The sequence below is a fragment of the Mesorhizobium sp. 1M-11 genome (assembly GCF_001303895.1).
Classification (GTDB): Bacteria; Pseudomonadota; Alphaproteobacteria; order Rhizobiales; family Rhizobiaceae; genus Mesorhizobium.
In genome coordinates this window covers 133,437-147,584 of record NZ_LJSD01000054.1, presented here as the reverse complement: position 1 = coordinate 147,584, position 14,148 = coordinate 133,437, and the positions used below count along the sequence as shown (strand labels likewise).

At 65.0% G+C, this 14,148-nt stretch carries 7 protein-coding genes; all 7 read left to right on the top strand.

What is annotated here, in order from left to right:
• Positions 1–33 precede the first annotated feature (33 nt).
• A complete protein-coding gene (locus tag AO692_RS24130) occupies positions 34–825 on the top strand; it encodes an aspartate/glutamate racemase family protein (protein WP_082407525.1) in 792 nt (263 codons plus the stop codon).
• 144 nt (positions 826–969) lie between these two features.
• Entirely contained in the window at positions 970–2,370 is a 1,401-nt protein-coding gene (ahcY, locus tag AO692_RS24125) for an adenosylhomocysteinase (RefSeq protein WP_054312604.1), read from the top strand.
• 290 nt (positions 2,371–2,660) lie between these two features.
• Positions 2,661–5,219, top strand: a complete 2,559-nt coding sequence (locus AO692_RS24120; RefSeq protein ID WP_054312603.1) for a PAS domain-containing sensor histidine kinase — start codon at positions 2,661–2,663, stop codon at positions 5,217–5,219.
• 8 nt (positions 5,220–5,227) lie between these two features.
• Complete coding sequence (gene tsaE, locus AO692_RS24115) at positions 5,228–6,721, top strand: tRNA (adenosine(37)-N6)-threonylcarbamoyltransferase complex ATPase subunit type 1 TsaE (protein WP_244483467.1); 1,494 nt, start codon at positions 5,228–5,230, stop codon at positions 6,719–6,721.
• Positions 6,718–7,482, top strand: coding sequence for a nucleotidyltransferase family protein (locus tag AO692_RS24110; RefSeq protein ID WP_054312601.1), 765 nt, complete (start codon positions 6,718–6,720; stop codon positions 7,480–7,482). Before tsaE ends, AO692_RS24110 begins: the two co-directional genes overlap by 4 nt.
• Positions 7,479–10,607, top strand: a complete 3,129-nt coding sequence (gene addB, locus AO692_RS24105; protein ID WP_054312600.1) for a double-strand break repair protein AddB — start codon at positions 7,479–7,481, stop codon at positions 10,605–10,607. Before AO692_RS24110 ends, addB begins: the two co-directional genes overlap by 4 nt.
• Positions 10,604–14,122, top strand: a complete 3,519-nt coding sequence (gene addA / locus AO692_RS24100; RefSeq protein WP_054312599.1) for a double-strand break repair helicase AddA — start codon at positions 10,604–10,606, stop codon at positions 14,120–14,122. Before addB ends, addA begins: the two co-directional genes overlap by 4 nt.
• Positions 14,123–14,148: the final 26 nt, after the last annotated feature.

Here is a 14,148-nt window from a genome sequence, read left to right as displayed (position 1 = left end):
GTGCCCCTGCCTGGGGTGTCAGAGGCTTCGCCTTTGTCGCAGCCGATAGCGGTCTTCGATGCCGGCATCGGCAGTTATGCGATTGTCGATCTCATTCGTCGCCGTCAGCCCGGCCGGGATATCGTCTATTTCGCCGATCGGGCGCGGTTCCCTTATGGTGAAAAGGGCAGGGACGAGCTCCTGTCGATCATGCAAGGAACCGTGCGCTTTCTGCTGAACTATGAGCCGCAGGCGATCGTGGTGGCGTCAAACGCGCCGTCGATCATGGTTCTCGACGCCGTGAAAGAGACCTGCCCGGTGCCTGTCTTCGGTGTCGCGCCGCCGCTGGCGGAGGCCGTCGCCCGCAGCCTCAGCGGTGAAGTGGGCATCATGGGCGTTCGTTCGCTGGTCGAGAGCCGGGAACTTGCCTGCTTCGTTCGCGATCATGTCCCGGATCCGGGCCGCGTGGCCCTGATCAACGGCTCCTCCATGGTCGAGCTTGTGGAGAGCGGCGCTTTCCTGTCCGAGCCGGAACGGACGCAACGGGCTGTTGCCGGCTTCCTGGCTGAAATTGCAGTCCAATATCCCGCGATCGACGTACTCACCCTTTCCAGCACGCATCTGCCCTGGTTGCGTCCTTTCTTTGAGCGGGTCCGGTCGGACTGGTCATTCCTCGATCCGGCCGAGAGCGTCGTGGCCGCTTTGCCTGCACCGCAAAGCGGGTCGGGTTGTACGCTGGCGCTTGTCAGCGAAAGCCGGAACTACGACGTCGCCGGCTTTCGCAGGATGCTGGAAAAACTCGGTATCGACCTGGTTCTGACGGTGGTTGATCCAGATATCGCATAGCGCAAGCCATATGCGCAGATAAAGATTTCTTTATATCCCGTTGTCTGTTTCGGCGTGATCTGCTAGGCAGTCGCCAACGCCGCGTTCATCTTCGCGCCATCCGGCCCGGACGCGTCAGCACACCAAATCAATCGGAGCACTGCCATGACGGGTAGCAAGGACTATGTGATCGCCGATATTTCGCTTGCCGGCTGGGGCCGCAAGGAAATCGAGATCGCCGAGACGGAAATGCCGGGCCTGATGGCCTGCCGCGAAGAGTTCGGCGAAAAGAAGCCGCTCAAGGGCGCCCGCATCACCGGCTCGCTGCACATGACCATTCAGACAGCGGTGCTGATCGAGACGCTGAAGGCTCTCGGTGCTGAAATCCGCTGGGCTTCCTGCAACATCTTCTCCACCCAGGACCACGCTGCCGCCGCGATCGCCGAAACAGGCATTCCCGTCTTCGCCGTCAAGGGCGAGTCGCTGGAAGAGTACTGGGAATACACCGACAAGATCTTCCAGTGGGCCGATGGCGGCGTTTCGAACATGATCCTCGACGATGGTGGCGATGCCACCATGTACATCCTCATCGGCGCCCGCGCCGAGGCTGGCGAGGACGTGCTGTCGAATCCGGGCAGCGAGGAAGAGGAAATCCTCTTTGCTCAGATCAAGAAGCGTCTGAAGGCCTCCCCTGGCTTCTTCACCAAGCAGCGCGAAGCGATCCGTGGTGTCACCGAGGAGACCACCACCGGCGTCAACCGCCTCTATCAGCTGCAGAAGAAGGGCCTGCTGCCCTTCCCGGCAATCAACGTCAATGACTCGGTCACCAAGTCGAAGTTCGACAACAAGTATGGCTGCAAGGAATCGCTGGTCGACGGCATCCGCCGCGGCACCGACGTGATGATGGCCGGCAAGGTTGCCGTGGTTTGCGGCTACGGCGACGTCGGCAAGGGCTCTGCTGCTTCGCTGTCCGGCGCCGGCGCTCGCGTGAAGGTCACCGAAGTCGACCCGATCTGCGCATTGCAGGCTGCGATGGATGGCTTCGAGGTGGTTACGCTGGAAGACGCCGCCCCCACGGCGGACATCGTCATCACCACCACAGGCAACAAGGATGTCGTGACGCTCGATCACATGCGCGCCATGAAGGACATGGTGATCGTCGGCAACATCGGCCACTTCGACAACGAGATCCAGGTCGCGTCGCTGCGCAATCTCAAATGGACCAACGTCAAGCCGCAGGTCGACATGATCGCCTTCCCGGACGGCAAGCGCATGATCCTGCTGTCGGAAGGGCGCCTGCTCAATCTCGGCAACGCCACCGGCCATCCGAGCTTTGTGATGTCGGCCTCCTTCACCAACCAGGTGCTGGCGCAGATGGAACTGTGGACGCAGCCCGGCAAGTACGAAAACAAGGTCTACACGCTGCCGAAGCATCTCGATGAAAAGGTGGCTCGCCTTCATCTCGGCAAGCTCGGCGCCAAGCTCACCGAATTGTCCGGTGAGCAGGCCTCCTATATCGGCGTGACGCCGCAGGGTCCGTACAAGCCGGAACACTACCGCTATTAACCTTATCTGACTTTGCTACAAGATATTGAGGCCGGGCGATTGACATTTCGCCCGGCCTTATTTTTGCGGAATCGCCGCCTTCACGTCGATTCGGCGAGCAGGTATTGTGAGGTGATTCGCGAAGCTTCCTGCTCGCGCGCGGCCGCGATCCGGTCCGGCTCAAGGCACGATGCGCGGGTTTCCCGGTAAAGGGGTGTTCTTTGCGTGTCCGGGACGGGCTGCGCAGTGCTCCGGATTCGGGACGATGGCGGGTCGGGGGCGGCTTGTATTCAGGCGGAGAGGACCAGCATATGCCGGGGGAAGACCCGCACGAGGCGGGACAGGCCGTAACCGGCGGCAAAGAGGATTCGGCGATCGGGGATCGCCTGGCGGCGGCCAGCCGTCGGCGTTCGCCGCGCGGGTATCTTGCGCGTCTGCTTGCCGGCACGGCGTTGTTCCTTCCCCTTGGCTGCCTCGCTGCCCGGGCTCAGGACGCGACCGTCAAGGCTGCCGTGCCGCTGGGCACCATCGAAGTCATCCAGATGGCGGTCACGGTCGGCGTGCTCGGCGCGGCACTCATCTCCGCCATTGCGCTGATCCGCGAGCGCCAGCGCACCGCAGCCGAGAATGTCGAGTTGCGGGCCCGCCTGGCCGATGCCAACGCCTCGCTCCAGCGCTCGGAAGCGCTCCTCAACCTGCGCGATCAACGCGTCGTCGTCTGGCCGGCCGACAACAGGAAGCCCGACATCGTCGGCGGCCTGCCGATAGAAACAGGAGCGCCGGACGAGCGTGCCGCCTTCCTGGCTTTCGGGCGCTGGTTGATGCCGCGTTCGGCGGCGGCATTGGAAAATGCGATCACGGCGTTGCGCGAGAAAGGCACCTCGTTCGATCTCGTTGCCGAAACCCAGGCTGGCGCGCCGCTTGACGTCCAGGGACGCAAAAGTGCCGCGCACGGCATCGTACGGTTCGTTTCCCTGTCCGACACGCAGCGCAATCTGGCGCGGCTGAAGCTGGAGCACCAGCAGGTTGCCGCGGAGCACGATACGATGCTCGGTCTGTTCGACGCGTTGAAGATGCCGTTCTGGCTGCGCGACAGAGATGGTCGGCTGAAATGGGTGAACCGCGCCTACTGGAGCGCAGTCGAGGCCACCGATCGCGAAGCTGCGCTGAGGGACGGCCGCGAGTTCCTGGGGGGCCAGGCGCGAGACGCCATCGTCAGCCAGCACAATCAACGGCCAGTGTTCGAACAGACACTGTCGACCGTCATTGCGGGTGACCGGCACGTCTTTTCGGTCACCGATGTCGCCGGCGCAGAGGGATCGGCCGGGCTTGCCTACGATGTCAGCGCCGCCGACACCGCGCGCGAGGAATATGAGCGCACCGTGCGCAGCCATGCCGATACACTCGATCAGCTCAACACGGCGGTGGTGATCTTCGACGCCGATGAGAAGCTGCGCTTCTACAACCAGGCATTCCAGAAGCTCTGGGGTCTGGACACGGCCTTTCTCGGCAGCACACCCGACAATGCGCTGCTGCTCGATCGGTTGCGCAGCGAGGGCAAGATCGCCGAACAACCGGAATGGCGCCGCTGGAAGGAAAGCCTGCTGTCGGCCTATCGATCGGTCGAGCCGGTGGAACACTGGTGGCATCTGCCGGATGGCAAGACCATCCGCGTCGTCGGAAATCCGCAGCCGAAGGGCGGCGTCACCTGGGTGTTCGAGAACCTGACCGAAAAGATCGACCTTGAAAGCCGCTATCAGACGGCGGTGCGGGTGCAGGGCGAAACGCTCGACAATCTGGCCGAGGGCGTCGCCGTGTTCGGACCGGATGGCCGGTTGAGGCTTTCCAATCCGGCCTTCGCCACGATGTGGAACCTGCCGGTGGATGCCACGCAGCCTGGCATCCATGTCTCGCTGATCCGCGATCTCTGCGCCACCCGCGCCGAGGATGGGCCCTGGGCGGGCTTCGTTGCGGCAGTCACCGGTTTCGACGATGAACGCCGCGACCGTCATGGACAGGTCACGCTGGAGGACGGCAGCACGCTGCGCTATGCCGTCATCCATCTGCCGAACGGCCAGGTGATGATCACCTTCGTGGACGTCACCGACAGCGTCAATGTCGAGCGGGCGCTGAAGGAGAAAAACGACGCGCTGCTGAAATCGGATCAATTGAAGAACGACTTCGTCCAGCACGTTTCCTACGAATTGCGCTCTCCACTGACGAACATCATCGGCTTCACGGAATTGCTGTCTCTCCCGGCGACCGGCCCCCTCAGCATCCGGCAGCAGGAATATCTCGACCATATCGGCTCTTCGTCTTCGGTGCTGCTGACCATCGTCAACGACATTCTCGACCTCGCCACCGTCGATGCCGGCATCATGCAGCTCGACATCTCCGAGGTTAAGGTGGAGAGCGCCGTCGCCGCGGCGGCGGAACTGGTGGCCGACCGCCTGGCCGAGCATACCATCCGGCTCGGCGTCGACATCGCAACCGCACCGAAGAGCTTCCACGGCGACGAGACGCGCGTGCGGCAGATTCTTTACAATCTGCTCAGCAATGCCGCCAATTATGCGCCCGAGAAGAGCACGATCGCGTTGACCTGCCGCGAAACCGCGGAAGGCGTGGAATTCTCCGTCCACGATGACGGGCCGGGCATGCCGCCGGACGTTCTCGATTCGGTGTTCCGTCGTTTCGAACCGCGCGTGAATGGCGGCCGCCGGCGTGGCGCTGGCCTCGGACTCTCCATCGTCAAGAGTTTCGTGGAGCTTCATGGCGGCACGGTACGCATCGAAACCGGCGAAAACCGCGGCACGACGGTGATCTGCATGTTTCCGGCAGCACCGGCCGGCATCCGCGCGGCGGCCGAATAGCATTGCCGATGGTGGAGCGGTTTCTTGGCGACGAAGCGGCGACGATGCGTCTCGGCGAGGATCTCGCCATGGCGTTGCGGCCAGGCGATGTGCTTGCGCTCCACGGCGATCTCGGTGCCGGCAAGTCGACGCTGGCGCGGGCACTGATCCGCGCGCTTGCCGACGACGGTGCGCTCGATGTGCCGAGTCCCACCTTCACCCTGGTGCAGAGCTACGACACGCGCGTCCCGGTCCATCACTTCGATCTCTATCGGCTTTCTTCCGCCGATGAACTGGAAGAGCTCGGCTTTCCGGACGTGCTCAAGGATGGCGCGGCTCTGATCGAATGGCCTGAACGGGCAGGCCGATTGCCGGATACGACGATCACCGTCGAGCTCGTCCATCAGGACGAAGGGCGCTCGGTGCGCATCCTGGGTGAGGGTGCCGGTTACGAGCGCGTTGTGCGATCGCTGGCGATGCGCGATTTCCTGGACAATTCCGGTTGGGGTGCGGCCAGGCGACGGCATTTCATCGGCGATGCCTCGGCCCGCTCCTATGAAATCGTCTCGCTGGCGGACCAGGCGCCGCGCGTTCTGATGAATTCGCCGCGGCTCGTGCTGGGACCGCCTGTGCGCGACGGCAGGCCATATGCCGAGATCGCCCATACCGCACAGACCGTTGCCGCCTTTGTCGGTGTCGACAGGCTTCTTCGCGAAGCTGATATCGCAGCACCGGAAATCCATGCGCAGGATCTCGACAAGGGTTTTTTGCTCATCGAACATCTGGGAACGGAGGGGTTGCTCGCATCGGACGGTGCGCCCATCGTCGAGCGGTACGCGCTGGTCTCCGAACTGCTGGCCTTCATGCATGGGAAGCGCTGGCCGGATCGTGTCGCCGTTGCGCAGGACATATTCCACGTCGTGCCGCCCTTTGATCGCGATGCGATGCTGATCGAGGCGGAACTGCTGATCGACTGGTATCTGCCTGCCATTCGGGGTCACGCGGCGAGCGATGAGGAAAGAAATGCGTTTCGGACCGCCTGGAACGCCGTGCTGGACCGTATCAGCGGTGCAGAACCGACCTTGATGTTGCGCGACGTGCAGTCGCCCAACTTCATCTGGCGCGGGGATCGAACCGGCTTCGACAGGCTCGGTATCGTCGATTTCCAGGATGCGCTGATCGGCCCTTCGGCCTATGACGTTGCGTCGCTCGCATTGGACCCGCGGGTCACCATCGAACCCGCGTTCGAGCGCGCCGTCGTGGATGCTTATGTTGCTGCCCGCAGCTCCGCTGGAGGTTTCGACAGGTCGGACTTCGAGGAGGCCTATGCCATCATGGGCGCGCAGCGGCACTCGAAGATATTGGGGATTTTCGTGCGTCTCGACCGGCGCGACGGCAAGCCTCACTATCTGAAACACCTGCCGCGCATCCGCGACTATCTGCGCCGGCTTCTCGTCCATCCCGCGCTCGCCGAGGTGCGGGTGCTGTATGATCGCCTCGGTGTCCTCGAGGAACCGGCATGATGGGTGCTGAACGTCCCTCCACGGCGATGGTGCTGGCTGCCGGGCTCGGCAAGCGCATGCGGCCGATCACCGACACCATTCCGAAGCCGCTGGTGCCGATCGCCGGCAAGACCTTGCTCGACTGGGGTCTGGACAGTCTCCAGCAGGTCGGGGTCGAAAAGGCGGTGATCAACGTCCACTACCTGCCGGATCAGATCGTCCGGCACGTTGCAACACGCGATCGGCCCGGGATCGTCATCTCGGATGAGAGCGAGCGCCTGCTGGATTCGGCGGGCGGCATCGTCAGGGCGCTGCCCGAACTCGGCAGCAAGCCCTTCTATATCCTCAACGCCGACACGTTCTGGCTCGATGCCGGCAAGCCCAATCTCGAACGGCTCGCCCTTGCCTGGGACGGTAAGGCGATGGATATTCTGCTGATGCTGGCAGAACTTCCCTCAACGACCGGCCATTCGGGCGGCACCGATTTCCTGATCGGGCCGGATGGGCGCCTGTCCCGCGCCAAGGGCAATCCAGACGAGCTGATCTATGCCGGCGCAGCCATCGCCGATCCGCATATCTTTGCCGGCGCTTCAGCCGAACCGCATTCGCTCAACGCCTATTTCGACCGCGCCATAGCGGCCGGCCGGCTGTTCGGCATGGTGATGCGGGGGCACTGGATCACTGTCGGCACGCCGGGTGCCATCGCTCCGGCGGAAGCGGCGGTCAGAAGGGCCTTCGCGGATGCGCCCCGCGTGGACATGTCCCGCGTAAACCGACAATGAGCGGACTGCCCCGCGTCTATTCCATTGCGCCCGGTTCTCCGTTCCTGTCGACGCTCGCCGACGCGCTGATCGAAGGGCGCCTGATCCCCGGATTCCGGCACGGAGGCGATCCCCTGGCCCTGGCCGGTGCCACCCTCTATGTACCGACGCGCCGTGCCGCCCGCGCCCTGCGCGGCGTTTTCGCGGAACGTCTGGGTGGTGCTTCGACCATCCTCCCGGTCATCAAGCCGCTCGGCGAATTCGACGAAGACGAAGCGGCCTTCGACCAGGAAGCCGAGGACGCCGGCGCCATCGATCTTGCGCCGCCGGTCGCCGCCCTGGAGCGGCTTCTGCTTCTGGCACCGCTGGTGCGTGCCTGGAAACGCCAGCTCCCGGCCCATGTCGCGGCGCTGTTCGACGAGGAGGTCGTCATTCCCGCCTCGGCAGCGGATGCGGTCTGGCTGGCACGAGATCTCGCCCGGCTGATGGATGAGATCGAGACCGAGGGCTCCGACTGGGCGAGGCTTGCCGGCCTGGTCGAAGGCAATCTTGCCGGCTGGTGGCAGGTGACGCTGGATTTCCTGAAGATCGTCACCGAGGCATGGCCCGGTGTCCTGATCGAACGTGACCGCTCGAACCCGGCTGCGCACCGCAGCGCGCTGCTCAGGCTGGAGGCGGAGCGCCTGAAGCGCAATCCACCGGCCGGTCCGGTGATCGCGGCGGGCTCCACCGGTTCGATCCCCGCCACCGCCGATCTTTTGGCGGTGATCGCCGGCCTGCCGAATGGTGCCGTGGTGTTGCCGGGACTCGATACGGCAATGGATCAGCCGTCATTCGACGCGCTCACCGCGCCGGAGCCACGACCGGCGCTGCTTGGTCATCCGCAATATGGTCTCGCCAAGCTCATCGGCCGGATCGGCATATTGCGTGGCGACGTCGAGGAGATCGGCAGTGTCGCCGACGCGTTGCGCGGCCGCGCGGCGCTGGTTGCCGAGGCGTTGCGACCGGCGGAGACCACCGAATTGTGGACTGAGACGCGGGCCGGCTTTGAAACGTCTCGGATCTCGGCGGCCTTGCGGGGAGTTACGTTGGTGGAAGCCGCCAACGAACGCGACGAGGCAGCCTGCATCGCGCTCGCCCTGCGCCGCGCGGTTGTTCAGCCGGGCCATCGCGCCGCGCTCGTCACCGGTGACCGTGCGTTGGCGCGCCGTGTCTCAGCCGAATTGCTCCGGCTCGGTATCGTCGCCGACGATTCCGGCGGCAGGCCGCTGGCCGACACGCCGTCGGCAAGCCTGCTGCGGCTTTTGCTCGACACGGTGCTGCGGCCAGGCGATCCGGTAGCGATCCTGGCGCTGCTGAAGCATCCGCTGCTCGGTCTCGACCTGCCGCGTGCCGACGTGCGGCGCGCTGCCGAAACGGTAGAACTGGTTGCTCTGCGCGGCGGCACCGGCCGGCCCGACATCGTCTCGCTGGCCGAGCTGTTCGAAACCCGGTGGGCGCTGGCGCAGGAAGCCCAACGCCGGCCGTTCTGGCTGTCGCGGCTATCGGCCAGGCGCATCGAGGAGGCGCGTGCCTTGCTCTCGCGTCTGGCCGATGCCGTCGCGCCACTCGCAACCTGCCGCACCGAGCCGGAAAGCGACGTTGCAAGCCTGGTGCGAGCAAGTGTGGTTGCGCTGGAGGCGCTCGGCCGGTCCGAGAACGGCTCGCTTTCGACGCTCTATGATGGAGATGCCGGCGAGAAGCTGGCTGAATTGCTGCGGGGCCTGATCGGTGCGGATGCCGTCTTCACGCTCTCGCCGCAGGAATGGCCCGATGTGGCGATGGCGCTGATCGCGCCGGAAATGGTCAAGCCGGCGCGCGGCGCGGATGCGGCGGTCGCCATCTGGGGCACGCTGGAAGCCCGCTTGCAGCCTGTCGACACGCTCGTTGTCGGCGGTCTCAACGAAGGTGTCTGGCCGCGCAAGCCGGAAGGCGACCGTTTCATGTCGCGGCTGATGAAGACCGGCATCGACCTGGAGCCGCCGGAGCGGCGCATCGGCCTGGCGGCTCATGATTTCCAGATGGCGATGGGCACACCGAACGTCGTGCTGACCCGCTCGGCGCGGGCCGGCGATGCGCCCGCGGTCGCATCGCGCTGGCTGCAGCGGCTGCTCACCTTCATCGGCAGGGAGCAGGCGCAGCCGCTGCGCCGGCGTGGCGGCGAGCTGCTTGCCTGGGCGCGTGGTCTCGACGCCGGCCCGAAGGTGGACTTCGCATCCCGGCCGCAGCCGAAGCCGCCCCTGGCGAGCCGGCCTCAGCATTTCTCGGTGACCGAGATCGAGACGCTGCGGCGTGATCCCTATGCCGTTTATGCCCGTCGCATCCTTGGCCTGATGCCGCTGGAGCCGGTGATCCGCGACCCGGGTGCGGCGGAACGCGGCACATTGTTCCACGCCATCCTGCACAACTTCTCGCAGGTGGTGACGGATCCACGCGCGCCGGAAGCCCTTGCCGTGCTTCTCGACGCCGGCCGAACCTGTTTTGCCGAGGCAGCGCTTCCGCCCGATGTCGAGGCCGTCTGGTGGCCACGCTTCGAGAAACTGGCCACCGGCATCGTCGAATGGGAGCGCTCGCGTGCGGACAATGTCGTGCGCCGGCAGTCGGAAGAACGCGCCGAGAAGACGATTGTCGGGCAATCCGGCGTCACCTTGTCGGGTTACGCCGACCGCGTCGACCTGCTTGCAGCCGGCATGGCCGATATTCTTGACTTCAAGACGGGTTCATCACCGTCCAAGGCACAGGCGCACACCTTGCTGGCACCGCAGCTGGCGCTGGAAGCCGCTCTCCTGAAACGCGGTGCGTTCCGGGAGGTCGGCGCGCGCGAACCCGCCGAACTCGCTTTTGTCCGGCTCAAGGCCAATGGCGAGGTCGAGCAGGAATCGATCCTCGAATACAACCGCAAGCCGCGCACCGCGTCCGATCTCGGCGAGGAGGCCTGGGCAAGGCTCGAAAAACTGCTCCTGCATTATGCCGATCCGCAGACCGGTTATCTGTCGCGCGCCCTGCCTTTCCGGGAGGGCGAAACCGACGGCGACTACGATCACCTCGCCCGCGTCCTGGAATGGTCTGCCGGCGGCGATGGTCCGGATGAAGGAGGGGAGGCTTGAAGAAGCTCTACCCCATTCCTTCCGGCACCGCCGAGAGCCAGGCGCGCGCTTCCGACCCCCGCACATCCGCCTGGGTCTCGGCCAATGCCGGTTCCGGCAAGACACATGTGCTGGCGCAGCGCGTCATCCGTCTGCTGCTGCGCGGAACCGATCCCTCGAAGATCCTCTGCCTGACCTATACGCGCGCTGCCGCCGCCAACATGTCGAACCGCGTCTTCTCGACCTTGTCGGAATGGACCGTGCTGCCCGATGCGGAACTGGAGAAAAGGATAACCGCGCTCGACGGCCGCATGCCCGATAGCGAGACCATGCGCCGGGCGAGGCGGTTGTTCGCCGAAGCGCTGGAGACCCCGGGTGGCCTGAAGATCCAGACCATCCACGCCTTCTGTGAATCGGTGCTGCACCAGTTTCCGCTGGAAGCCAACATCGCCGCCCATTTCGAAATGCTCGACCCGCAGATGGAACAGGCGCTGTTGGCGCAGGCGCGGCGCGAGATGATCACCGGCGCCGGCGCGCCGGGCGGCGTGGAACTGGCCGAGGCTTTCGCCACCGTGCTGGAGCGCGGCGGCGAGAAAGGGCTGGACGATCTTCTGTCCGAGATCATGCGCAAGCGCGATGGCCTGCGTGGTTTCATCGATGCCGTAGGCGGCGATGGCAAGGGCTTCCGACCGCTCTTCGACGAGTTTGGCTTCGCTTCTGAAGAGACCGCTGCAGGCATTGCCGCTTCGTTGTGGCCACTGCCGGGGTTCGAACCCTCCTATTTCGCGGCCTTCGTGCGCGCCGCCGAGGCGACCGATGCGCGGTCTGTGCTCAACAACATCGTGCCGCATGCGGTACTTGGCTTTGCCGAAGCCGATCCGGTGCGGCGGTTGCCGCTGCTGGCGAAGGGGTTTCTCCGTTCGGACGGCGATCCTTACGATCCGGCTAAAGCATTCAAGAAAGCGCTGCTCGACCGGCTGCCCGACTTGCCCGAACACTATGAGGCCGCCGCCTCTGCCATTGTCCGCACGGCCGACCGGCTGGCGCTGTTTCGCATGCTGGAAGGCACCGTCGCTGCCCTGACCGTCGCAGACTGGCTCATCAGCCGCTACGAGCAGCTGAAGCGCGGGCGCGGCTTCCTCGACTTCAACGATCTGATCACGCGCACCGTCAATCTGCTGTCACGCACCGATGCCGGTCCCTGGGTGCAATACAAGCTCGACCAGGGCATCGACCACATCCTGCTCGACGAGGCGCAGGACACCAGCCCGGATCAATGGGGTGTCGTCCGGCGTCTGGCCGAGGAGTTCTTTTCCGGCGAAAGCGCGCGTCTGGTGCGGCGTACGGTCTTTGCCGTCGGCGACGAAAAACAGTCGATCTATTCCTTCCAGGGCGCGGCGCCGGATTCCTTCCACGAAAGCCGGCAGTTGTTCGCCCGCCGCGTGCGCGAAGCGGAGGCCAGCTTCGCCGACCTGAAACTCACCTGGTCGTTCCGTTCGACCGGCGACGTGCTGGCGGCCGTCGATCGTGTTTTCGCCGCGCCCGAGACACGCCGCGGTATCAGCCACGATCCCGATCCTCTCGACCACAAGGCGATCCGCAATGACGCGCCGGGCTATGTCGAGGTCTGGCCGTCCATCGGGGCGGATGTGGTCGAGGAACCCGACGACTGGACGTTGCCGGTCAACCATGTCAGCGCGCCTGCCGTGCGGCTGGCCGAACAGATAGCCAGGACCGTCAAGGGCTGGATCGAGAGCGGCGAGATCATCGAGGGCAAGGGCCGCAAGCTGAAGGCCGGCGATGTCGTGGTGCTGGTGCGCAAGCGCGACCGTTTCGTGCATGCGCTGTCGCGAAGCCTGAAGGAAAAAGGCATCCCGGTCGCCGGTGCCGACAGGCTGAGCCTGCCCGGCCATATCGCGGTGAAGGATCTGGTGGCGCTTGGCCGCTTCCTGATCCAGTCGCAGGACGATCTTTCGCTGGCGGCGCTGTTGCGCAGTCCGATCTTCGACCTGGCGGAAGAAAAATTGTTCGAGCTTGGCGCTCACCGCGGCGCCGGCATCTCGCTTCACAAGGCATTGCGCGCCAATGCCGAGAGCGACGAGACGTTGGCAATGGTGGTTGCGCAGCTCGATGCCTGGGCCGACGAGGTCGCCTTCAAGCCGGTCTTCGAATTCTATGCCGGCCTGCTCGCGCGCGACGGTGTGCGACGCCGGATGATCGCCCGGCTCGGACCGGAAGCCGGCGACATCCTCGACGAATTCCTCAATTTCTGCCTGGCCGAAGAACGCGCGGGCCTGCCGGGCCTGGAAGTTTTCCTGTCGACGCTGGAAAATGCCGGCCCCGAGATCAAGCGCGAGATGGACCAGACCCGTGACGAGGTGCGCGTCATGACGGTGCACGCCGCCAAGGGCCTGGAAGCACCCGTGGTCTTCCTGGTCGATGGCGGTGCCGCACCCTTCAGCGACCAGCATCTGCCGCGCCTGATGCCGTTCGACGGCTCCGGCGGGCACTGGGTCGGCAAGGGGTTTCTGTGGCGGTCCAATGCCGAAGTCGCCAACGGTTTTTCCCAATCCGTCGCGGCGCGTGCCCGCGAACTGGCCGACGACGAATATCGCCGGCTGCTTTATGTCGGCATGACCCGCGCCGAAGACAGGCTGGTCGTCTGCGGTTATCACGGCAAACGCACACCCAGCCCCGGCACCTGGCATTCGCTGGTGATGCGGTCTCTTGCCGGCGCAGAAGAGACGGAGACGCGTCCACATCCGGTCGACGAAGGAGAGGTGTTCCGCTTCCTGTGGACGAAATTTCCGCCGCTCGTCGCTGCGGAAGCCGGTGAGCAACTGGAAGCCGAGACCTTCTCTCCGGTCCCCTCATCCTTGTTCGAGCCGCTGCCGATCGTCGAAGACCTGCCGCGGCCGCTGTCGCCATCCGGCGCGTCGGCGCTGATCGACGAGACGACCGAGCCCGCCACCGACCGCCGCTCGCCGGTGCTGGATGCCGACAACGAGCCCGGCATGGCGGTGCGGCGCGGCCTTGCCATGCACAAGCTGCTGCAGATGCTGCCCGAGCTCGCGGAAGAACAGCATATGGCGGCGGCCCGTCGTTATCTGGCGCGTGCCGGCAGCGACTGGGCCGAGGCTGATCGCGAGCAGGCGCTGGCATCCGTCGCCAGCATCCTTGCCGACCCGCTTTTCGCGCCCTTGTTTGCATCCGGTTCGCGTGCGGAAGTCTCGGTGATGGGCAGCCTGACGGTGAAAGGCAAGCCGCGCGTCATATCCGGCAAGATCGACCGCTTGGCGGTCGGCGCCGAGAAGGTCTTCATCGTCGACTACAAGACCAACCGTCCGGCGCCTGCGACATTGACCGAGGTGCCGCCGGCCTATGTCCTGCAGCTCTCGCTCTATCGCGCCCTGCTCAAGCCGCTCTATCCCGGTCGGGAGGTTGCCGCCGGACTGCTTTTCACCGAAGCGCCGCGGCTGATCGAACTGCCGGCAGCGGCGATGGACGATGCCCTTGCCCGACTCACCGAGGCGTGACACAAACTGTGCTTGAACAGAGCTGC